Annotated in this window: 14 protein-coding genes; 2 read left to right on the plus strand and 12 right to left on the minus strand. The window is 44.6% G+C overall.

Annotated features, from left to right (window positions below; genetic code table 11):
- The first annotated feature begins 40 nt into the window (after nt 1-40).
- Nucleotides 41-904, plus strand: a complete 864-nt coding sequence (locus DW862_RS23780) for an endonuclease/exonuclease/phosphatase family protein (protein ID WP_120070885.1) — start codon at nt 41-43, stop codon at nt 902-904.
- A gap of 236 nt (nt 905-1,140) precedes the next feature.
- On the opposite strand, the gene DW862_RS23785 is transcribed toward DW862_RS23780, so the two are convergent.
- The 6 genes from DW862_RS23785 to DW862_RS23810 form a co-directional block, all read right to left on the minus strand.
- Nucleotides 1,141-3,645, minus strand: coding sequence for a glycoside hydrolase family 31 protein (locus tag DW862_RS23785; RefSeq protein ID WP_120070888.1), 2,505 nt, complete (start codon nt 3,643-3,645; stop codon nt 1,141-1,143).
- A gap of 36 nt (nt 3,646-3,681) precedes the next feature.
- Nucleotides 3,682-5,463, minus strand: a complete 1,782-nt coding sequence (locus DW862_RS23790) for a glycoside hydrolase family 66 protein (protein WP_120070865.1) — start codon at nt 5,461-5,463, stop codon at nt 3,682-3,684.
- 14 nt (nt 5,464-5,477) lie between these two features.
- Entirely contained in the window at nt 5,478-6,992 is a 1,515-nt protein-coding gene (locus tag DW862_RS23795) for a SusF/SusE family outer membrane protein (RefSeq protein ID WP_120070891.1), read from the minus strand.
- A gap of 36 nt (nt 6,993-7,028) precedes the next feature.
- Entirely contained in the window at nt 7,029-8,492 is a 1,464-nt protein-coding gene (locus DW862_RS23800; protein ID WP_371414144.1) for a RagB/SusD family nutrient uptake outer membrane protein, read from the minus strand.
- A 42-nt stretch (nt 8,493-8,534) separates the two neighbouring features.
- Nucleotides 8,535-11,534 carry a TonB-dependent receptor gene (locus DW862_RS23805; RefSeq protein ID WP_120070894.1) on the minus strand — a complete coding sequence of 1,000 codons (3,000 nt, stop codon included), beginning with the start codon at nt 11,532-11,534 and terminating at the stop codon, nt 8,535-8,537.
- Between the two features lie 212 nt (nt 11,535-11,746).
- Nucleotides 11,747-13,396 carry a DUF6377 domain-containing protein gene (locus DW862_RS23810; RefSeq protein ID WP_120070868.1) on the minus strand — a complete coding sequence of 550 codons (1,650 nt, stop codon included), beginning with the start codon at nt 13,394-13,396 and terminating at the stop codon, nt 11,747-11,749.
- Nucleotides 13,397-13,566: 170 nt separating this feature from the next.
- On the opposite strand from DW862_RS23810, the gene DW862_RS23815 reads away from it, so the two are divergent.
- Complete coding sequence (locus DW862_RS23815; protein WP_120070871.1) at nt 13,567-14,700, plus strand: ATP-binding protein; 1,134 nt, start codon at nt 13,567-13,569, stop codon at nt 14,698-14,700.
- 712 nt (nt 14,701-15,412) lie between these two features.
- On the opposite strand, the gene DW862_RS23820 is transcribed toward DW862_RS23815, so the two are convergent.
- The 6 genes from DW862_RS23820 to DW862_RS23840 all read right to left on the minus strand — a co-directional run bounded on the left by DW862_RS23820 (nt 15,413) and on the right by DW862_RS23840 (nt 23,067).
- Complete coding sequence (locus DW862_RS23820; RefSeq protein ID WP_120070874.1) at nt 15,413-15,874, minus strand: hypothetical protein; 462 nt, start codon at nt 15,872-15,874, stop codon at nt 15,413-15,415.
- A gap of 123 nt (nt 15,875-15,997) precedes the next feature.
- Nucleotides 15,998-16,186, minus strand: coding sequence for a hypothetical protein (locus DW862_RS26210; RefSeq protein WP_004298614.1), 189 nt, complete (start codon nt 16,184-16,186; stop codon nt 15,998-16,000).
- Between the two features lie 218 nt (nt 16,187-16,404).
- Nucleotides 16,405-18,609, minus strand: coding sequence for a glycoside hydrolase family 2 protein (locus tag DW862_RS23825; RefSeq protein WP_120070897.1), 2,205 nt, complete (start codon nt 18,607-18,609; stop codon nt 16,405-16,407).
- 5 nt (nt 18,610-18,614) lie between these two features.
- A complete protein-coding gene (locus tag DW862_RS23830) occupies nt 18,615-20,282 on the minus strand; it encodes an arylsulfatase (RefSeq protein WP_165861971.1) in 1,668 nt (555 codons plus the stop codon).
- Nucleotides 20,279-21,466, minus strand: a complete 1,188-nt coding sequence (locus tag DW862_RS23835; RefSeq protein WP_165861972.1) for a family 43 glycosylhydrolase — start codon at nt 21,464-21,466, stop codon at nt 20,279-20,281. Before DW862_RS23835 ends, DW862_RS23830 begins: the two co-directional genes overlap by 4 nt.
- A gap of 47 nt (nt 21,467-21,513) precedes the next feature.
- A complete protein-coding gene (locus DW862_RS23840) occupies nt 21,514-23,067 on the minus strand; it encodes a sulfatase (protein ID WP_120070876.1) in 1,554 nt (517 codons plus the stop codon).
- Nucleotides 23,068-23,368: the final 301 nt, after the last annotated feature.

The following is a 23,368-nucleotide window of genomic DNA, read 5'->3' on the forward strand; positions in this document are numbered from 1 at the left end:
ATCGGCTGAAAGACAGCCGATAAAATTGGCGTGGCGGAAAATAGTATGGTTACTTATTGTATTGACGCTCTTCGGTGCGTCAATACTGAATGCACAGCAACTGAATGTAGCCTCCTACAACGTACGAAACAGTAACCCGAACGATGCCAAAGCCGGAAATGGATGGGAGCAACGCTACCCAATACTTACACAGTTAATCACTTTCCATGATTTCGATATTTTTGGAGCGCAGGAAGTAAAGCATAATCAACTGGAGGATATGCTCAATGCTCTACCTACATACAGTTACATAGGTGTAGGACGGGATGACGGCAAGACGAAAGGGGAATATGCACCTATTTTCTATCGGAAAGATAAGTTCAAACTACTCAAGTCCGGCAACTTCTGGTTGTCGGAAGACACTACAAAGCCCAATAAAGGATGGGATGCTGCTTATACCCGCATCTGCACATGGGGAGAATTCAAAGACAAAACCGGTAAGTTCAAATTCTGGTTCTTTAATCTGCACATGGATCATATCGGAGTGGTAGCCCGTCGAGAAAGTGCCAAACTGGTTATTAGCAAAATTAAGGAAATGTGTGGCAAAGATCCCGTTATACTAACAGGTGATTTCAATGTAGACCAAACTAGCGAAAGTTATCAGGTTCTTCATGAATCCGGAATATTATCAGATTCTTACGAGGTAGCTCAAATGAGATATGCAACTAATGGGACATGTACAGGCTGGAATCCGAACACATATACTCCAAACCGTATTGACCATATCTTCGTAACCCCCAATTTTACTGTAGAGAAATACGGTGTATTAACGGATACTTATCGTACCAAGAATGAAACTACTGGAAAGTATGAATCTCATATTCCTTCGGATCATTTCCCGGTAAAAGCGGTTCTGAAATTTTAGAAAAAACACTAATTAGAAAAAATCGTGAATGGTAGAGATTGTTTTTACCTCCGCCATTCACGATACTTCCCTAAAGTTTAAGGTTGTACTTCATAGTTTGTTGTATATATATCCAGCGTGGTAGGCATATATATTCACCATGGTGGGCATATATACCCAAGATGCTGGATATATATGCCCAATAAACAGGGAATACATGACTAGGGCTGTACTTCCCTCTATTTTGTCTCTGTCTACTATTTGGAGATAATCATAACCTGCTCATCAATACCCTTATCAGGCATTCGCACACTACAGACACCAGTTTCTTTATCCCAACTCCACGCCACAGTTTCAGTATCATTCTCTAAATTATCTTCCAAACGTTCCGGTTTAGTTTTCTTTATCTTCTTTCCTTTGACAGCTAACTCTTTCGGGGCTTTCGCAGAATAAATACGGAACAGCAGATTTCTCGGACCGGGGACAGTGTATCCTTTTCCTTCACGGGCAGAGACAGTCAATTCATATCCATTTGCCAGAGTGCTGCAAATAATCGGTGTTTTGACAAATTCATCACGTTGGTATCCTAAGTCTTCTCCTTCATCTTCGTAGAGAGTAAAGGCAGCCTGTGCACCTTCCTGTGCGGGAAAGATTTCAAAAGTAAGTGGATATACCGGTTTCTCATGGGTGTAGTTCATCACCGGCATGGTGGGGATGATAGAACCTTGCTTCACAAACATAGGAACAGAAGACAAGGGAGCATCAACCGTAGTCCACTGCTCTCCGGTGTAGACTGTCTGCTTGTTGTTGTAGTCTATCCATGTACCTTCGGGAAGATACACGTTCTTTGTGCGGGCACCTTTCTTCACCACAGGGGCTACCAACAATTCACGACCGAACATGAATTGAGCATCCGTAGAGAAAGTTTCCATATCCATTGGATATTCGAGAAACAGAGGCCGCATGATAGGCAATCCTGTATCATACGCTTCGCGGGCGTAAGTGTAGATATACGGCAACAAACGATATTTCAGTTCGATAGCTGCTTTCGCGTTCTTTTCCGCTTCCGGTCCGAAAAGCCATGGTTCCACCGGATTATCTCCCTCATGATGAATACGGCTCAAAGGATTGAATGCACCGAATTGAATCCAACGGGTATAGAGTTCCGCCATAGCCGGATAATCCTCAATATCCCCACAGTAACCGGTAATATCACAGGAAGAAAATGGGATTAATCCCAAACCTGCGGAAAGCATTACAGGAATCTGATTGGCTAATTGTCCCCAACCTTGCAATACGTCGTCTCCGTTTCCGCTATCACCCGTCCAGCCGAACGTATAACGTTGCAATCCGGCATAAGCAGCACGGGTCATTTGGAAAACACGACGGTCCGGATTCCTCTTTTCAAATTGCTCCTTCACCACTTTGTCCCAGGTCAGGCCATAGACGTTATGGATTTCATCGTGCATACCGAGATGGTGCTTCATCACCAGGCGTTCCGTCTGCTCTTCGTTACTCCAGGCAGGTTCGCCCATATCTGTCCAGAAGCCGGAGACACCATCGTCAATCGGTTTCTGCTGATAAGTTCCCCACCAGTCGGCTACGGCAGGCAGGGTAAAGTCTACCACTCCGCAGTTTCCACCCCACGGCCAGGGCATATCGTAGCTTTTGCCGTTCGTATTGTCCTTTACAAAATAGCCCAGACGGTCTGCTTCTTCCCATTGTTTTTTGTTGGCTTGTGCAATTACCGGGTCTTGAGATACGACTACCTTAAAACCCATCTCTTTCAAATCCGAAAGCATCTTTTTGGGGTTTTCATAGTTTCCTTTGCGCCATTCGAAATCCTGCAAATATTCTGTCCAGCCGATATCCTGATAGATAATATCACAAGGGATTCCCCGTTTCCGGTAGCCTTCGGCTATCTCACGACTTAGCTTTTCGCTTGTCAACAGACCGCGGCATTGAGCAAAACCCAACGCCCATTTCGGCGGCATGATAGGTTTTCCCGTCAGTCCGACGTATTGGCTGATGATTTCTTTATAGTCTTTACCGAAGATAAAGTAATATACCATTTCCCCGTTCGGCGCTTCAAAGCTGTAATAATCACGGCTTTCCGTTCCGAATTTGAATTCCGTCTTATAGGTGTTATCAAAGAAAATACCATACCGGTAATTGCTCATAAAGAAAGGAATACTCTTGTAAAGAGGATCTTCTACCACGCTATAACAAGGTTTGTCACTATTCCACATCTTATAAGACTCGCCACGACGATCCATCTTTCCCGCTTTCTCACCAAGTCCGAAGAAGTGCTCGTCACGACGAAGCACTTTATATTCCACCTTCTTCGTTCCTTCACTGACATGGCCTTTATCGGCATAATCGCTAAACAGAAGTTTCTGATATTTATCGAATATCTGAAGACTCATCGGAGATTTATTCACCCGGATACGCAACTTCGGAGTAAATATCTCATAACAGGCCGCCTGTTCATCCACATGAATAGTTCCTACCTCTTCCAGTTCTTCATTAATCACTGCAAACGAAGCATTTCTTCGTTGCAATTGCCCGTCGGGTGAGAACCAGATTTTCACGACGGAAGAGCTGCACAGTTGCAATTGCAAGGCGGCACTGTCCGCCAAGTGAAAAGTCACCTGACGTCCCTGCTGTGTAAAAGAAGTGCATGTACGTGTCTCATTTTCCGCCCAAACCCATGTTGGAAATACCAGGCACAACACCCATACCCATAATCTATATCTAATCATCATACCTATCATTTTAGTTATTCTGTAGCAGCCGCTTTATTCAGCCACAATCATCGTCCAATATTTCAGGGAAGGCAATGTAAATGAGACAACCCCGTTCTCCTGTGTAAAGGCCAATTCCTGCAAAGCTCCTCCGTGTACATCCGGCGACGCTACCCACAGCTTATTCACCTTTGCCGACAGATTCATCTGCAAAGCCGCTTTTGTAATCAGAGCCGGTTCCGGCATCGTACCGTCCACATCTCTCCAACTAAGGCTGTTCGCTTGCGAGAAATTAAGAAGATGTATCACTTGCTTGCCACCTACCTGCTTGGCATAAGTAGTAACCGATCCCTGTTGAGGAGGCCAACTATTCAATCTCATTTCGCCATTAGTACAATTCATGGAAACACTATTCTCCGTACCACCGTCACGAAGCAGATTTTGATAAGAAGTCAGGAAATCATAATAACGAACCATCGCTGTTTTCAGTTCTTCGCTCATTGTCAGGTTCTCATTCGGAAAGTACTCTTTGCACAACATGTGATCGCCTCCCAACTCCAGGTGCGAACCACCCAAAGCAAACATGACAGCATCTGTCAATAAGATACCCGGCGTATTAAATTCTCCCCGGTTATCCGCTTTATTATAATTCATATAAGCTGCAAAAACCGTATTCAACTGATAATTACCATAGACTCCATTTTCATAAAGAATGGCTTTCAGATTGGTAAAATCAGCCTCATCCGCCCACACTTCATTATAGAAGAAATCAACTTTACCTGTCTCTCCTATCTGACGGGCACCGTAACGGCTGACCGCATTCATCACCAAACTCTTGTCCGGATGAGCCTGCTTCGTCGCTTCAATAAAAGAAGCATATCCCTCACGCAGATTGACCGGAATACCGTTGTAATTGTAAAGCGTGCTGCGTCGTCCCAACTGGTCTATCTGATAGCCGTCGAAGGCAAAGTTCACATATACATCATCATTCCTCTCGTTCAAATATTTCTGCCATTCCTTATTAGAAGGATCTACCAGATAAATATTACTTTTCCATCCGCCCGGCAGATCATGACTGTCTTTAGTAGTGTGAGAAGCATCCTTAAACAAATACCATTCCTCCTTCACCCCGTCCGCAGCGGCATCCTTCAACGCCCCGAAACAAAGATTGTAAAACATAGACTTCATACCGAAACGATGCTGCGCTTCAATGTAATTTTTCACCGAACTTGTATAAACCTCCCGGTTAGCGATGTCCATATATACTTCGTCCAACTGCGTACGTGTACCGCCCAACGGCCAGTGATGTTTATTATGCCAGTCCTGAAACTGTACCCAATTGATGTGATGACGATTCAGATACGCCATCTCTTCCTGTGTCTTTTCGGCTGTCTTCTCCCGACTGAAATCAGCGACAAAACCATAACGCGGAAAACGTGCCGGATCACTGGATACATCTACCGCAATCGTACCGACAATCACATCTGTACCATTCTCCTGACGGTACAGTTCCGCCATATATCCTTTGAAATCAGTAGTAGGCGGTTGCCATGTCCAACTGGTACCATTTACCACCGACTCTTCTCCGACAACCTCCCCTAAAAGACGATAACGAACTTTAGTTCCGGCAGGCAACGCAGCTTCTGCTGTAAATACCACTTTCTCCCCCGGTTTATAGAAAGCCTTATCCGTAGACAGGTCCACACTTAAATCCGATGTTACCGGAGTCACTTCGGTGACACTGCCCGAAGCTCCTCCATTCTCTTGGTTCGACCCATGATCGTCACTGCAAGCCATACACAGGAAAGCAGCCACCAAATATATTATTTTCTTCATCTTGAATTCTTGTTTTATTGTTTCACAATCGAAATCGTCTCTTTCAACTGGTCAATCGTAATCCGATAAGAACCGGCTTCCTGAATATTCCATTTATAATCCAAACTACCCAAATCTGTATCCGGATACATACTGCTCAATTCCGCATCCGACTTAGCAACAAACAATGCCGTTTCTACTTCTCCCGTCGGAGCCTTGTTGCTCTTATCCGCCATAAACCAATCCCCGTTCCAGTCTGACTGCTTGTCGCAGGAAATCTTCATCTCACCTGTTTTCAGTGTGCCGCTCCAGGTAAAGATGTAAGGACTGTCGGCACTCTTCGTCATCGGAGTAGCATTGCCTAAATCCCATCCGTTCGGAGTTGCCTCACCCACCAGATACAGCCCTTCGTAAGGAGTGAACGGACGCATCAGCATCTTTTCTTTTCCCTTTCCTGTGTAGAACCATACTTTATAAGGCTTGCCACATTCGGCTTCCTTCATCTGCCATTTATTATCGTCACCTCCAAGCACTACGGATGTCGAAGTGTACGGAGCATTAGCCATGGTAGGATGGAAGAAAGCATCCGCCTGACCGAAATCTGTCACAGAAGCGAATTTAAATTCTCCGTCCGCCTTCCAGGGAATCACGGCTCCATAATGGAACAGATCCATTTGGACAGCATCTTTAGACAGTGCTTCAAATCCCCAACCATTGTTACCCGTAAACGAACCGACAATGAAAAACTCCTCATATCTCCAGCCAATATCTTCCGTTTCGGTAAGTGTCAATGTCAGGTCGAGCAGGTTTGCTTTTACGATATAAGTTGCTTCTTTACTGATTGTGAACTGTTCGTCCGGTTGGTCACCCGATGTACGGTAGGTCAGTTTGAATCCTTCTTCGGCAGTAGCATCACGGTTGTACGACGGCAGGAATTCTCCTAAGGTCGTTATAAATTTAAACGATCCGGTATTCAGCTTTCCTGTCCATGTAAATTGTCCGTTATCCGTACGTTCCATTGCCGTTGCGTTATCGGCGCTCCATCCGTTCGGAGTAGCATCACCAATCAGGTAAAGCGTCGTAGTAACCGGCTGGTAAGTAGTCACCGTAAAGGCAGCCGTCGCAATCTGTTTCTGATCTTCCATTCCGGCAACAACCGCTGTGATACGTGCTTCCAACTCCGCTTTCACGGCATAACCGATACCGAACTGCGTATGCAGAAATTGGTTAAGTTCTTCCACTTTCTTAGTCCATTGATACGTTCCCGTACCCAAATCTACCGAATAAGGATTCGCAAAGTCCGTTCCGGCTTTCGCCAGTTCCAGCGTATAAGAGATACGGTTACCGCTTCCATAATTCGTTCCGGTAGTCCATGAAAGCGCCAGCGCCTCCTGACTATGGTTCTTTTCGTTCAACACCAACTCCTGCTGATTCACCGAAAGGGTGAGGGTATCATGTCCTTTATCTGTCTCCATATAATCCTCGGTACAGGCAACCATCGTTGCGCCGATGAAAAGAGAGCATAACAACTGATATATATATTTCTTCATCATATTATTTGTCTAAATGAATGATTATAAAACGGATTAATAACCGGGATTTTGAGTCATCAGGTGATTGGAGTCCATCTCCGTCTGCGGAATAGGCAACAGGAGACGTTCTTTGGTCACATTATTCTTACCGATAGATTTCAGGAATGTCAATGCATAATTTCCATTATCAACCCGGATCATATCGAACCAGCGGTGTCCCTCAAAAGCAAGTTCCATCCGACGTTCGTGAATAATCTTTTCTCTCATTTCGGTCTGCGTCAGAGTGGTCGGCAGCTCTGTCAGTCCGGCACGCTTACGAACGATATTCAATGGTTCGGCAGCCTGATCCGGATGTCCCTGCTCATTCAAAGCTTCCGCTTTCTTCAGTAAGACATCCGCATAACGGTATACTACAAAGTTGTTGGGGTTGGTATTATACTCCGGAGAGACGGTTTTCGACACAAGGAACTTACGTACGTTATAACCCGTATTGGACCAGGAACGTTTGTATTCCATACCATCAAAAGCAGGACAACCCTGATACAACACAGTGATGTCTTTCCGCAAATCACCGTCCTCGTATTGCTTGACAAACTCTTCCGTAGGCAGGTTCCATCCATAAGCACCGGCTACCATACCCGAATTACGTGGTCCCATGAAAGTAGACAACCAGGATGCTTGATTATCGCCGCCCCAAAAGTCATATTCCGTACTACCGGAGTATTGCACTTCGAAGAGAGATTCCGCACCATTATTGATCGTCGCATTAAAGTTATCGGCATAATTGCATTGAGTCAGATCATATCCCATTGCAGCAATGTTATTGCACAAGGTCACTACTTCACTATAATAGTCGCGATGGTTGGGAGCCAATGTCAGGTAAATATCCGCCAGCATCGCCATTGCAGCCTCTTTGCAGGCACGTCCCCTGTCAGCATCTCCATAACTGCTTTTCGGAGGAAGCATATTCACTGCATTTTTGCAGTCGGAAAGAATTTGAGCATATACCTCATCTACCGTATTACGGGCAATATCCGCAGATTCTCCCGGTTCAAACGGCTCCAAGCGCAAAGGCACCCCTCCGTACAAACGAACCAGAATATAATAATAATGTGCACGCAGGAAATAAGCCTCACCCATGCAACGGGTCTTTATCTCATTGGAGATAGATGCTGAAGGCAAATTGGAAAGCACGATGTTGCAACGTCCGATCCCAACCCACGGAGAACGCCATACATACAAGGCAAAGCCGTTATCGCTCTGGGCAATGAAATTGGAAGCCTGAACAGTCTCCAAACCGTCAGTACCTCCTCCGGCTCCTACTTCACTGTTGCCTGCAATGATGTCGAGGCTCCAAATACGCTGGTTATACATATTAGATGACTGAAGAGTCTTGTAGCAGGCAGTAGTCAGTGCCACAGCAATCTCATTCGTCACTTCCGACTCGGGATCGACGCCATATTTAGGATATTTATCCAAGAAGTCGTTGCACGATGTCAATGCCAGCACGGCAGACATAAATACTAAAGTTATTATCTTTTTCATATTCTTTCTCCTGATTTAAAAGTTAAAGTTCAAGCCCATACTGAAGGTGCGTGAAATCGGGTAACGGCTGCTGTCGATGCCATTAATATCCACTTCCGGGTCGAAGCCGGAATATCCGGTGATAGTTGCTACATTCTCGCAAGAGAAAGAGATGCGGGCATTTTCCAGTTGAATCTTTTGCATCCACTTTTTGGGCAGTGTATACGAAAGCGTGATATTCTTCAGACGGAGATAGGAACCGTTTTCCACAAATCTGTCGGATACACGGCAGTTCTGGTTCGGGTCTCCCCAAATGGCGCGGGGCATAGAGTTGCTGGTACCTTCACCCGTCCAGCGGTTCAATACGGCTGTGGTTTGGTTGTAAGCGGCTGCCATTCCTTCGTTGTCAACATTGTTGGCGTTATAAATCTTGTTTCCCGATACGCCTTGCAGGAAAACGGAGAGTTCCCAGCCCTTATAAGAGAAATTATTGCTTAAAGAGAAGAACCAATTCGGATTCGGGTTACCGATAACGGTACGGTCTTCATCGTTGATGACTCCATCGTTATTCAAATCCCGGAAACGGATATCCCCCGGAGCGGCTCCCGGTTGGGTGGCGTGGCGGTTTACTTCCTCCCAGTTTTGGAAAAGCCCGTCGGTCATGTATCCGTAGAATACATTGATCGGATAACCGGCTCTAAGCATAGTCACGTATGAATTACCCATCTGATTGATAAACATCGGGGTTTCGCTGTTCAAGTCCAGAATTTCATTCTTGTTATAGGTAGCCGTTAAAGCAGATTCCCAAGAGAAAAGACCTTTCAGGTTGATGGTGCGCAGGGTCATCTCCACCCCTTTGTTGCGCATCTTGCCGGCATTGGTAAAGGTTTCAGTAGTATCTTCAAAACCGGAGGTGATAGGGATGGAAGCTTTCACCAACATGTCAGTCGTCTTCTTGATGTAGGCATCCAGCGAAAGGTTGACACGTGAATTGAACAGGCTCATATCCACACCGAAGTTGGTTTGGCGTACCTCTTCCCAATGAATATTCGGATTGGAAAGGGTGGTAGATACCAAAGCGGTGGAGTTGTTGTTGCCGAAAGGATAGACTCCCGTATTATAGGAAGCAACAAAACCGTAGTTACCGATTTCCTGATTACCGGTCACACCGTATCCGATACGCAGTTTGAGGTCATTCACCGGAGAGTTGTCTTTCGGGAACCATTCTTCCTGCGAAATACGCCATGCCAGAGAAACGGAAGGGAATGTTCCCCAACGGTTGTTCTTACCGAAGCGGGAAGAACCGTCACGGCGCACAGTGGCTGTAAGCAGGTATTTATCTTCGTAAGAATAGTTGAGACGTGCCATCAGAGAAAGCAGTGCCCAGTCGCTCTGGCTGCCACCGATGCTGTACATCTTCTCTCCGTTGTCCATTTCATGGATATTATCAAACATGAAGATATTCTTTTGAGCATTCAGGTAATCATAGTTGTTCCACTGGGCGGAAGAACCTGCCATCACACCTACACGATGTTTTTGGGCGAAAGTATGGTCGAATACAAAATAATTATCCCACAGGTAGGTAAATGATTTGTTGTCACTCTTATAGCGGGAGGATTCTTCTACCGGATTCGGTTTCCAGTCGTAAGCCGGAGTAAAGTTGTCGACAAACCAGAATTTGGCGTCATAACCGAAGGTGCTTTTCAACTTCAACCATTTGGTAAAGGCAATCTCTCCGGTGATATTTGCCAGAAAGTTATATCCTTTCGTCTCGTTCGTCATCATGTACAACGTACCGATCGGATTGCGGACACTTCCATACCATTGCGCTTCCTGTCCGGGACCGCTCCAGCTACCGTCTTCATTCTTCACCGGCTGGGTGGGGAGTGCTTTCATCGCATCTCCGATGCTGTAAGTTCCTCCTTCTTTCACGTCCGTACTGAATGTCAGATTAGTAGTGAACTTCAACCATTTATTAACCTGGGCATCACTATTTGCCTGAAAGTTGAAACGACGGTAATTAACGCTTTCCACGATACCGGACTGGTCGAGGAAACCGCCGGATACATAGTAATGTGCCTTTTCCGTACCACCGGAATAGCTAACCGAATAACTTTGTTTCACTCCCGTACGTAGCATCTCATCCAGCCAGTTCGTTCCTGTTCCCAATAAAGAAGGGTCTGCCCAATAAGGGTTTGTATTATCATCATTATTAGACAGCATATCATTGCTCAAAGCGGCATATTGCGCAGCATTCAGCATATCGGGTACTTTAGTAGCGTTCTGAATAGCCCAGTTTGCGTTTACCGTTACTTTTCCGGCACCTTCGGCACCACGTTTGCTGGTAATCATCACCACACCGTTGGCACCACGCGAACCATAGATAGCTGTTGCCGAAGCATCTTTCAATACGTCTACCCGTTCCACATCAGCCATATTTAAGGAAGACAATCCCAAGTCGGTAGGAATTCCGTCAATGACAATCAGCGGGTTACTGTTATTGATCGTACCCAAACCGCGGATTTTAATGGTGACATTATCACCCGGCTTACCGGCATCGATAATCTGCACGCCGGATACTTTTCCCTGCATTGCCTGACCGATATTAGCTACCGGAGAGTCTTTGATGTCCTTCACTCCGACAGAAGATACGGCACCAGTCAAATCGCTCTTTTTCATCGTTCCGTAACCTACTACAACAACTTCGTCCAATACTTCCGTATCTTCCTGCAAGGTTACTTTCAACGAGTTTTTCCCGTTCACCGGAACAGTCTGCGTTTTATAGCCGACAAAAGAGATAGTCAGCGTGCTGTTAGCCGGAACGCTTAATGAGAAATTACCGTCTACATCGGTTATCGTACCATTCGTTGTACGTCCTTCCACCACACTGGCACCGATCACCGGTTCACCTGTGGCATCTACTACATGTCCTTTTATTGAAATCTGTTGTGCGAATGCACTAAGAGATAGGAACAAGCCCCACATTATTAATAAGAGGCGGCGTTCAAAGCCTTTCGACTTCATACTCTGTTTCATGTACATTAATTTAAAGTTAATATTAGGGTTACTTTTGTTTTCGTTCTCTGTGTCATTGCTGAAATGACCGTGAAACAAAAGTATCCACATTTCATACTGCTTCTTTGAGCAGATAGCAAAAATATAGTGATTTACACAGTACCTCACAGTATAAACCACTAAATATAAGAACTTTATAAAATAGAAGTCAGACTAAAAAAGTAGTGATTTTCTTATTCTTCCACCTTCCCTATTTGCATTACTTTAGTCTCAAATTCATCTCTTTCTCCCAAAGCTTTGTTACGGACACGGGTCCGGTAATTATAAATGGTAGTCACGGAATAACGGAGGAATTGCGCTATCTTGGTACTGTCCGTAATCCCCAGCCGGATAAGGGCAAAGATACGGAGTTCGGTGTTCAACAGTTCTCCCGGTTTGGGTTGCATGGGTTCTGTGAGCAGCGCATTAAATTCCTCCACAAAATTGGGGAAGAGTTGCAGGAAAGTCATGTCGAAATTTGCATAAAACTCTTTCAGTTCTTCGTCAAGGAATTGAGAAGATTTAATGGCTTTATATAGTTCTTCCACTCTTCCGGCAGCGGCAATTTTATTTAGGGAACGACGGTATAAATCCATCTTGTCGAGATAAGTGGAGCATTGGTCCATATATCGGCCGATATATTCCTCCTTGATATAGTTGGCTTCCGAAAGCGTATGGTTCATCTCTTTCAGTTGCGAGTTGGAGTCGTGAAGTTCTTCGTTCAGTTCTTGCAACAACGTATTGGTATCAACCACTTCGCGACGTGCGGCAGCAACCTTTTTCATCTGCTTGTAAACGAAGAAAATGGCAACCAACAAAAATACGGAAAGCAAACTGATACAAATCAATGATACTTTCATCTCCTGCTGCTGCCGTTTGGTTTTCAATTGGTAAGCCTGGTCAATGATAGGAAAGACTTGCGAGATTTCTAACGTACGAAGGCGGGCATTACAAAGAGTGGCATCCTCTAAGGAGCATTTCAGGTAATTGTAGGCACGGTCAATATCCCCTTCATCGTAAACAAGGGAAGCGAGTTTGCGCAAAGATACATATTCCTTTACTGCCGATTTCAGGTCGGCAATAGCCGAAAGGGCCAGGTAATGTTTTTGCCCCTGCTTGTCGCCTTTCAACCGGTAACCCTCGGAGAGAGTATAAGTAAGCATTGCTTTTGAATGGTCATCCAAAGAAGGTTTGTTGTAATATTCCATCAGCATACGGATGGCTTCATCGTATTGAGCATGTACGATACACTTATCCGCCATCACCAATACGTGCCCCAAAGAGTCGGAAGCGTTGACCTGCAGAAGAGAGTCACGATACAGATCCGTCATTCGATAATACTCTTTCTTGACTTTCTCCGTAACGGCATAATCTCCCATCAATCCGTAAATAGTGCGATACAGATGATAATAGTAACCATAGAGATAATCGGGCAACGTTTTCTTATTAATCTGCCCCAATAGTTCCAACGCTTCTTTATACATTCCGGTAGTTCCCATCACTTCCGCCATATTCATGGCAGCATCATCCAGGTAATCCAGTTTATCCATGCGATGCGCCAGTTCCTCTTTCCGTTGAGCATAGACAAAAGACGAATCCAGATTATAAGCCCGGTATTCATCGAAAAGACGTCCGCAAAAACCATATCGTTGTTCATCGGAAGTAGCCTCCGCCAACAATTTCTTCAGGTCAGCGATACGCGCCTCCTTTTCCGCTCCATAGATCTGACGGTTTTTAATGATACCATCAATCTCACGAAGTAACGCATCGGTACTCTTATTATCTTTTGCATAAAGCAGACCGGAAAGGACGATTGTCACAAAAATCAGAATCACTTTTTTCATAGTGCCGTATGTATTATAGTTGCAAAGATAAAAGTCTTTCAGAAACTTCCGGCTTTCAGGAGAAAATTATTGCAGGCAGAAAAACAATGTTTATTAAAAAGAGGAGGTAAATCGGATTTATTATAAACATAATTATTATATTTGTAATAATTGTATTTATAATAATCAGTATGGCAATCGTTAATAACCCTTTTATCGTAGGCGGATACCTATCTCCCCATTACTTTTGTGACCGCGAAGTGGAAACAGAACAGTTGATACGTAACATAACCAATGGAAGAAATGTCGTTATCATTTCTGTGCGTCGCATGGGAAAGACAGGTCTGATTCGTCATTGCTTTTATCAGGATGAGATTAAAGAGCATTACTATACATTCTTCATTGATATTTATGCGACAGCCAGCCTTAGGGAATTTGTATTCGCTTTGGGAAAAGAGATTTTCGAGAAGCTCAAACCCAAAGGAATGAAGTTCATCGAACGTTTCTTCTCCGTCATTTCCTCACTGCGCGCAGGTTTTAAACTGGATTCTGTTACGGGAGAACCCACCTTCGATATTGGATTAGGAGACATTCATACTGCAGAAACAACACTGGATGAAATCTTCGCTTATTTAGAACAGGCTGATAAACCTTGTATCGTAGCCATCGACGAATTTCAGCAAATAGGCAATTACACAGAGAAGAATGTAGAAGCCATATTGAGAACTAAAGTCCAGCATTGCCAAAATGCTCGTTTCATCTTTGCCGGAAGCCAGAAACACATTATGATGAATATGTTCAACAGCCCGGCCCGACCTTTTTATCAAAGTGTCAATATGATGCAACTAAAGAGCATTCCGCTTACGGCATACAGGGCATTTGTTGAAAGGCTTTTCCTTGAAAATAAGAAACGTATTGAAGAAGAACTGATAGACGAAGTATATAATTTCTTTGAAGGACATACCTGGTATGTACAACTCATGTTTAATGAATTATATATACTGACCGGAAAAGGGGAAGTGTGTGATCGTTCCCTCCAAAGTATTGCCCTGACCAATATCCTGCAGATGCAGGACTTCACATATCAGGAGATTTTCTCCCGCCTTCCGGAAAAACAGAAAGAAGTACTGATTGCTATCGGAAAAGAACAAAAAGCAACCGGAGTCACTTCAGGAAAATTTATAAAAAAATACAAGCTAAGTACTCCGAGTTCCGTACAAGCTGCACTCAAGGGATTACTGGAAAAGAATCTAGTCTCGCAGGAACAAAATCATTATGAAATATCCGACAAGCTGTTGGGAGTCTGGCTACAAAAGAATTACTAAGTTAAGTTATAACCTCTAGCAATCAGAAATCGCTTACTAGAGAAGATTTTTTAATTTCATTTCTCATATTCTCATCAATTCTTATAAAGAGCATATAATCAAACAATTATCTTATGAGAAATACCGTATTAAAAAGTGTTTCTCATAAGATACTCCCTATTTTAGCGTAAATTCCGGCTTATTCTCATAACGTTTTAGGCTATTTCTCATAGTCAGCTTACCAGCTCCTTTCGTGACAAATCCTCATTAAACAACCGTTATACACCCGTTATACTTCTATTATCCCATAACCATCATTCCATTAACGTGCCGATATTGTTAACTTCCCACAGCCGTGGTGACTTCTTCCCACAGCCGTGACGAGTTCCTACCACGGCCGTGGGAAGATCTTGTCACGGCCGTGACGAACTAAAGATACCGGTGCTTTAGTGGAATTATACCGGTATCCCAACGTAACGATGCCGCCATCCCAACGTAAATATACCGGCTACTCTCCCCATAAAGTCCCACTTGATTAATCTTAAAATAAGACGCTTGACAAGAAATCAAGGCTGACAATAAAAGTGCATATATTTTATTGTCAGCTTATTATCAGCATCTATTGTCATACAGTATAAAATTGATAGTCAATTACTTAAATATTATTCTGACAGATTGACAATAAAAAGAGTACAAATTGCTAAGTATTAGCTCAACAAAATAAGACGATTGTTCATTGATGCATCCTTGTGGACCAATTCAGTTTTATTCTTTTGATTCTTATACACAGTTTTTTTAACAGGCATTTATAACAACCGCCCCGTCCTAATTCAAGTTCTATTTCTAAATCCCGTACCCGTTCGTTTTGTTCCATCCACATGCCCCGTAACGCATCTCGCTGTGATTTGGCTTCCCTATACATTTCAAGCTCTTTGTCGCGTGCCCCTAAGAGGAAAGCATATATCAAGCACGTCTCGGATTTACTGATACAGAATTGTTCCAATGCTTTCACATATTCCGGATCAATGCCTTTCTCCCTGGTTTTCAGGAATCCACGGAGACTTTCATCGTTTACAACCGTTTTGTAATCCTTGAAATATGACATGATTACCCGCATATCCACCCAAAGTTGGATATATTCTTTTTTAAGATTGTATTTCTTAGCCGCTTCTTCTACGCTAATCCATTCTGACATAATGTTCGTTTTTTTATGTGTGATACAATGAAAGAGGGATACTCTTTTTATTATATTAGTGCAACGGGCATCTACGCTTCCTGCAGTCCGGTGGGCGGGGATTGGTTAGGTTATATTGGGGTATTATGAATAAACCGACCGGATACAAGAAAGGCGCAGATGCTGTTGCACCATTATCCGCTCATGAGGCTTAGCAAGACCTTTCCAAAGGATAATGATAACAACAGACACCCACGCCAATCGTTTATATATAACACATTCCTGACGGATATGTTGATATACACCGTTCGCGTGGAGTATCTGCTGAATCATCTCTCTTTGGTCGAAAGTTGCTAATTTTCATGAGCGAGAGATAATACGCTTTTACTCCAATAAGAGATAAAACCACTTTCCACCAGTTCCATCACGCTGATGGGCAGAAAGCGTGTGACAAAGATAAATGATTTATTTGGAATATATTGGAAATAAGGTAATAAATAATAAAAGGTACATACCTTACAATAGAAACAGACAAAAGAAAAACAATTCTGTTAATAAGCCCTCAACCCATAATCGAATCTCATCTTCTTGCTATCTTTCACTTCAATTTTCAACAAATTACTTCCTTTTCGCAAGTAACGGCTGTAATCGCTGATATTATATTGATTATATTGCCTGGTCTGCTTTGCCTCCTGCGCAAAGACTTCCACTCCATTCAGCCAAACTTTGGCTTCTCCGGCAACATTCAGCCATAAAGACAGATGATTGAAATCCTTATCCACCTTAAAAGTAGCTTCTGATACTACCGTAGAACGAGGGGGACAGTCGAAAGGCAAAGAAGTCATTTTCAGCTCCTGACCGTTCAGACCGACAAGACGGGTATTCTTGCTTCCGTTCTGACCGTCTGCAATCAAAGTAACAGCTTTCGCAGGGGTGATTTCATACAAACGGTTGTGCATCAGGTGTAACAAGCCTTCCGGTATTTTAGTTACTTTCCGGTCGTAAGTAATCAGGCCGTTTACTTCTCCTTCCACATCAGTGGTTTGTGTATAGACTGCCGCACTCAATCCTTGGACAATCAGCGTTTCCAAATCATATACCAGACGGCCGTAGCTATCAATCAATGCCATTGCCCCGTCGATATTCTTGTACCCCCAGTTCCTCATATTCGGATTCCAGATATGTTCCTTGATCGCCCAGCCATAGCCGCCGAATTCTCCCAGTACGGAAATGCGGTTGCCGTTGTTCTCCGGCAGAATCATGGAAGTGACAGGATAATTATGTACGTCGTACATATCGCCTACGCCTCTGTCCGTCCAGCCGGTCACTCCGTTTATCAGGCGTGTATCGTCGTATTTTATCACTTTATTTACGATTTCCACCGTGTTATGCTGTCCCCATCCTTCATTGAAAACCACCCAGGTAGTGATACAGGGATAGAAACGGAGACGGTCGATCATCTCGAACATTTCTTTTTGCCATTGGCGGGTGTGTTCTTCGGGGGCGTTCCAATCAGTAGTAGCCAACGGATTGACGTGTTCCTCCTTCTTCCTTGACGTAGCAAAACCGGAAACCATGTCTTGCCACATCATCAATCCCAGGGAATCAGCGTAATAATAATATTGCTCCGGTTCTACTTTGATATGTTTACGGATCATATTGAATCCCATCTTTTTCAATTGCACCATGTCCCACAACATCGCTTCCTCGGAAGGAGGAGTCAACAATCCGTCGGGCCACCAGCCTTGATCCAATGGACCGTATTGGAAGATGGGTTGGTTATTCAGGCAAATACGGTTATATCCGCACTCATCTTTACGGACATCTACTTTTCTCAAGGCAAAGTAACTCTTTACCCGGTCTAAAACACGTCCTCCATTGGATAAGACAATATTCAAATGATACAGTTTCGGAGATTCGGGAGACCATAAGACAGCGTTTGGAACGTCTATCTCCATCACATCACGCAACTTCTGTTCCACCGTCTTGATTACTTTGCCATCATCCAACACTTCTATTTTCACTTCTTCATTGCCTTTGGCTCCGATTATATCGAAAGCCAGCTTCACGGATTTTCTTTCAATATCAGTGGAAGGAAGTACCTGACGGATATAGGTTTTATTCACCGCTTCCAGCCACACAGTTTGCCAAATGCCCGATACAGGCGTGTACCAAATACCTTCCTGATTAAGTTGTTGTTTCCCTCGGGAAATAGATTCCGTGTCCGTCGGGTCGGTGACGGCTACTTCAATGCTTTGAGGGCCACTCTTCTTCAGGTATTTAGTAATATCGAACGAGAACGGGTTGTTTCCTCCTTTATGCGTACCGACCAACCGGTTATTCACCCATACTTGACATTCATAATCCACTGCTCCGAAATGCAGGATAGTAGATTTGTTCTTCCAGGAAGGATCTAAGGTGAACTCACGTTGATACCATAGTTTATCCGTAGGAAGAAATGTTTTCTGCACTCCGGACAGAGATGATTCAATCGCAAACGGGACCAGGATTTCCCCTTCAAAGGAAACATTCTTCCGAGGCGTGTTCTGATCCGTTACGGCATACTTCCACAATCCGTTCAGATTGATCCATTCTGCCCGTTGCAACTGTGGTCTGGGATAACTTTGCCACACATTTTCCGGCGTCACCTGTTCAGCCCATACTGTTTTAATTTTATCTCCTTTAGGCTCCCATGCATGGGTAAACACCTGCGACATGGCTCCTAAAGCCAGAGTTAGTAAGATTCTCTTATCCATAAGCATTAGCGGGTTTTATATTCTTTAAAATCTTTCCGTCGATTCTTATTGTAGGTATTCCACATTTTCTGGAAATACAAAACATCACTCTTGTCCGCCCATTCGAAATAGGCTGTTTCCAATTCTTTTGCCATTTCAGGATATTTACCGATCAGGTTGTGCTGTTCGGTACGGTCTTCCTTGATGTTGTACAATTCCCATTCATCTCCCTTGAAGTTGGCGGAAACCAGCTTCCAGTCACCTTTACGCACCATGCGGTTGCCTTCATGCTCGGCATAAATATATCTTTCGGGCATCTTCTTTCCTTTCACAATCGGAAGGATAGACTGACCTGCCGTAGGCAGAATCGCTCTTCCCTGATATTCTTTCGGATAAGTGGCTCCTGCCAGTTCCACACAGGTAGACATGATATCGGAGAATTGTGCAGGCTGATGATTCAGTCCGCCTTTGTTCTTCACATGATTACCCCAGAAAATGATACACGGAGTAGAAATACCTCCTTCGTGTGCATAATGTTTATACAGCGTGAACGGCGTGCAGCAGACATTTGCCCAGCCTGTACCGTAATGATGATAGGTTCCGGGCAAACCCATTTGGTCGAGTTCTTCTCCGGTATGGGTATGGTATTCGACTCCGGTCTGTTTGTCGAAACCGAATTCGTGCCATTCGGCACAAGCTCCGTTATCGGACATAAACATGATAAATGTATTGTCTAACTCACCGTTCTTCTTCAATTCATCTACTACCCGGCCGATGTTCGCGTCCATCACATCTACCATAGCGGCAAAAATGGACATACGGCGTGCGAGGTCGGTCTGCTGATCTTTCGTCAATGAGTCCCATGCCGGTAACGGATGCGTTTCATCTTCAAACAGACTTTCGGGAACCACGCCGCGCGGACTAAGTGCCGGTTTGCCTTGCATGAGTTTCAGGTCAACAATCCGTTTCCAGCGGGCGTCACGAATCTTATCCCATCCTTGCATATAGAGAGACATATATTTATCGGTCACTTCTTTCGGCGCGTGCAAAGGGAAATGGGGAGCATTATAAGCCAGATACAGGAACAACGGTTTCTTCTCCTGATGTGCCTGGTCGATAAAGTCAATCGCATAATCCGTTATCACATTGGTAGCGTAGAAAGTTCCTTCCTCATAGTGTCTGGGCGTACGGTCTTTCGGCAAACGGGTATATACCGCCGGATTCCAGAAAGAGTTGAATCCACCCAACAGTCCGTAATATTCCTGAAACCCACGAAGAATGGGATTTGATTTATTCCCCAGATGCCACTTTCCCGACATCGCCGTAAAGTATCCGGCATCTTTCAGGACTTCCGCAATCGTGACATTATCCGAATTGGAACGGAAACCGGAATATCCTTTCGGCCAAGCAGGATGACTGCCGTCCATGTGTCCCAATCCCGTCTGATGCGGATAAAGCCCCGTCAACAGGTTGGCACGCGACGGGCAACTGCGTGCACTGTTATACATCTGCGTCATACGGACGCCATTCTTTGCCAGTTTATCCAACACCGGTGTATGAATCTCACCACCGAAACAGCCAAGATCGGAGAAGCCCAAATCGTCTGCCAGTATGATAATAATATTCGGTTTGTCCTGCGCATACGTCATCGGGACCAGAGCCAGGCTGCCTGCTATCAATAAAGAAGTTTTCATTTGGTATTATAATTAAAGTTGGGTTTGAATTTACCATTCTCATAGATCATCGGAATTAATCCGGGACGGCACGTCACTTTATATTCCGCCGCCTGTGCCCCACGCGGATTGAAGAACATGGTAGCCCACCAGTTTCCATCCTTATCCTGGAAAAGGTTGTTGTGTCCTCCTCCCGTGATGGCATTGTAGCGTTCGCTATAGGGACCATACACATTATCGGCTGTCGAGATGATGCAGTCGTAACTATAACGTGTCTTCGGCGAGGTTACTCCCTTTTTCTCGATATAGGTATCTCCCTCCGACGTACGGTGCGACCATATAGCCTGTACAAGGTGATATTTGTTATCGTATTTGAAGATAAACGCTCCTTCAATATACGGTTCCGGATTATATTTTTTCTCTTTCAATGTTTTCAGTTCCTCGGCAAATCCGCTCATATCCGGTTTCATACGGGCGATATAATGGTTGTGCCCGACAAAGTAGACAGTGCCGTCCGTATCTTCGAACAAACTTCCGTCGATATTCGGGAAGATGGCTTTGTCTTTATTACCTTCGATATTCTCGTACGGTCCTTCCGGTTTTCCGGTCTTGCTCCGCAAAATGAAAGAACCTCTCCCACCTGCCGACTCATTCATGCAGGCAACGATAAACCAGTTCTTCGCGCTTTTGATATAATGCATTTCCGGAGCCCACACTGCATGGAAGCGGTTGTCCATCGGATCACCGTTGATGGATTTCTTCTGATATTTCTCTCCTGCTTTATATACTTTCGGCTTCTTTTGCCAGGTTCCGTCTTTTTCCATCGACCATATTTGTCCTCTGGCTTCCCAGGACTTCATATCTTTGGAACGCCACAAGTACAAACCGTCGTTCCAGTCCCAGCAATGCCTCTGTCCCGGAAAGTAACGGTCGGGGGTAGAGGTGGTTCCTGTGATATAATAATAACCGTCGGGACCCAGCGTAGCCCAAGTGTCCCTCATCCAATAATCAAATGCCGGCTTTACAGATGTCGGAACACGTAGTTCCGGAGCGTTTGTATCTGCCATTCCATATAACTGTGCTGATGCTGTAGAGATGGAAATAAATCCTGTAAACAAGATCAATCCTAATCGCAAAATCAATTTCATAAATTTCTGTTTTATGTTTACGGATACAAAAATAGGCCGTTGCGGGGCAGACTTCATGGAATCATGTTTTTAATATCCGTAGGTATGTACAATCTTCTTATTTTTTAGTGTTCCGGGTGGAGATAATTAAATGGATTCTGTTTAAAATGGTAACGTCTTTGCGGGAGAGGCAGCGGGTCCTGCAAACGCAACTCCCATGCCAGTAAACGGGTCAGAAGTTCTGTTTGAATTTCGCTGTATTTCTTCTCGCCAAACAGATTATGAATTTCCGAAGGATCTTTCTTTAAATTATAAAGTTCTCCGTTACCATAATGATTCATGACCAGTTTCCAGTCATCCTTTCTTATCATGCGTGAGGTACCGCTTTGCGTCCAGGTGTTCAGTTCGTCGAAGTGGGCTATTTTGCCGGAAGTCAATGCTCCTTCCTGTTCAAAAGTCAAGGAGGCATCCAGTCCGACATCGGCTCCTCCGAAGCCTTGTTGTACGACCATGCTGGAAAATTCTTCTTTAGGGTAAGCTTTTCCGGTCAGCATCGGCCACAAGCTACGGCCCTGAACTCCTGCCGGTATTTCGGCACCGATGGCAGAGCAGAAGGTGGGGAAAAGGTCGGCTATCGATACGTGGCTATCCATAGGGGCAGACTGGTTCTTGATGTGATATCCTGCCCATACCATCGGAATACGTGCGAGGCTTTCGGAAAGTCCGGCTCCTTTACGGATCAATCCGTATTCCCCCCAATAGTCACCATGGTCGGAGAGTACGACAAAGAGGGTGTTTTCATATTGTCCGCTGGCTTTCAATGATTCGATCAGTCTCTTGATCTGATCGTCTATCAACCGGATCATTCCGATATAGTTGGCACGGATTCGAGGCATGTCTTGTTCCAGGTTCGGGCAGGACGCGTCTTCCAGTTGCGCCAGAATACGGTATTTCTCTCCTTTCTTTGCCAAATCTTTGCGGGAGGTCTTTAAGACGGGAAGCTTATCGGGGGAGAACATGGAGTAATAGGGTTCACATACCTGATAAGGGTTGTGAGGTTCCGGAAAAGAGACCCATACGAAGAAAGAATTTTCTTTCTGCTGCTTAATCCATGCCAGTGCTTCGTTCACGATTTTGGTGGGATGCTGTTCTTCCAGCGAGATGGGAGATGGCTCCAACCATTGCCCCCTGGCTTGCTGATTCAGGAAACGGGCAGTCTCTTTCTCTGCGGGAGTCGTCTTTTTGTGCTTTCCCCAGTGTCCGTATTCAGACCAGAAATCGAGGTCGGCAGGTTTCAGGTAAGCGTGATTCTTACCGACCAATGCTGTTTTATATCCGTTTTCTTTCAATACGCCCACTAAGTCCTGTTGATAGGAAATGTCGGGAATATTGTGATTCGTGCGTACGTGAGTGGCGGAAGGAAAACGCCCGGTGAACATGGAACAACGTGCCGGAGAGCTGGCCGGCATCACAGTGTATGCCTTATTGAACCATACATTCTCTTGCGCCAACCGGTCGACAAAGGGAGTCACTTCCAGCGGAAAACCTTCCCTGCCGCACAAATCGGCACGCTGCTGATCGGTCATAATAACCACAATATTCGGTTTGCCGGTTTGTGCCTGGGCTGATATTGTCAAACCTTGTATGGCAAGCCCTGTGATACAAAAGATTGCTTTCATTTTATTAATTTGCTATTTGACGATTAAAAAACTGTCTTGACTTATATCTCGGAATAGTAAATGATAATTTTACGGGGTGCCCTGAAAGGGCTTAATTATATAGCGTAGGGCAACGCTCTACGTAAAAACGGCAATCTGAATTTGCGCCCTGAAAGGGCATAATTGTATACAGTTCCGCCCTTGCAGGGCTTGTGGCTGGTGTGTCTTTTTCGTAGGGCGTTGCCCTACGCTATATAATTAAGCCCTTTCAGGGCACCCCAATAAATATATAATTGTAAGGCTTTCAGCCTAACTGCAAAAT

The sequence above is a fragment of the Bacteroides sp. AM37-9 genome (genome assembly GCF_003603455.1).
In the GTDB taxonomy this organism is placed as follows: domain Bacteria; phylum Bacteroidota; class Bacteroidia; order Bacteroidales; family Bacteroidaceae; genus Bacteroides; species Bacteroides xylanisolvens.

What these genes read in the sequence shown, in the direction of transcription:
- DW862_RS23785 (WP_120070888.1), bottom strand. Translation starts at nt 3,645, where the DNA reads ATGATTAGATATAGATTATGGGTATGGGTGTTGTGCCTGGTATTTCCA.
- DW862_RS23790 (WP_120070865.1), bottom strand. Translation starts at nt 5,463, where the DNA reads ATGAAGAAAATAATATATTTGGTGGCTGCTTTCCTGTGTATGGCTTGC.
- DW862_RS23795 (WP_120070891.1), bottom strand. Translation starts at nt 6,992, where the DNA reads ATGAAGAAATATATATATCAGTTGTTATGCTCTCTTTTCATCGGCGCA.
- DW862_RS23800 (WP_371414144.1), bottom strand. Translation starts at nt 8,492, where the DNA reads ATGTCTGCCGTGCTGGCATTGACATCGTGCAACGACTTCTTGGATAAA.
- DW862_RS23805 (WP_120070894.1), bottom strand. Translation starts at nt 11,534, where the DNA reads ATGAAACAGAGTATGAAGTCGAAAGGCTTTGAACGCCGCCTCTTATTA.
- DW862_RS23810 (WP_120070868.1), bottom strand. Translation starts at nt 13,396, where the DNA reads ATGAAAAAAGTGATTCTGATTTTTGTGACAATCGTCCTTTCCGGTCTG.
- DW862_RS23815 (WP_120070871.1), top strand. Translation starts at nt 13,567, where the DNA reads ATGGCAATCGTTAATAACCCTTTTATCGTAGGCGGATACCTATCTCCC.
- DW862_RS23820 (WP_120070874.1), bottom strand. Translation starts at nt 15,874, where the DNA reads ATGTCAGAATGGATTAGCGTAGAAGAAGCGGCTAAGAAATACAATCTT.
- DW862_RS26210 (WP_004298614.1), bottom strand. Translation starts at nt 16,186, where the DNA reads ATGATTCAGCAGATACTCCACGCGAACGGTGTATATCAACATATCCGT.
- DW862_RS23825 (WP_120070897.1), bottom strand. Translation starts at nt 18,609, where the DNA reads ATGGATAAGAGAATCTTACTAACTCTGGCTTTAGGAGCCATGTCGCAG.
- DW862_RS23830 (WP_165861971.1), bottom strand. Translation starts at nt 20,282, where the DNA reads ATGAAAACTTCTTTATTGATAGCAGGCAGCCTGGCTCTGGTCCCGATG.
- DW862_RS23835 (WP_165861972.1), bottom strand. Translation starts at nt 21,466, where the DNA reads ATGAAGTCTGCCCCGCAACGGCCTATTTTTGTATCCGTAAACATAAAA.
- DW862_RS23840 (WP_120070876.1), bottom strand. Translation starts at nt 23,067, where the DNA reads ATGAAAGCAATCTTTTGTATCACAGGGCTTGCCATACAAGGTTTGACA.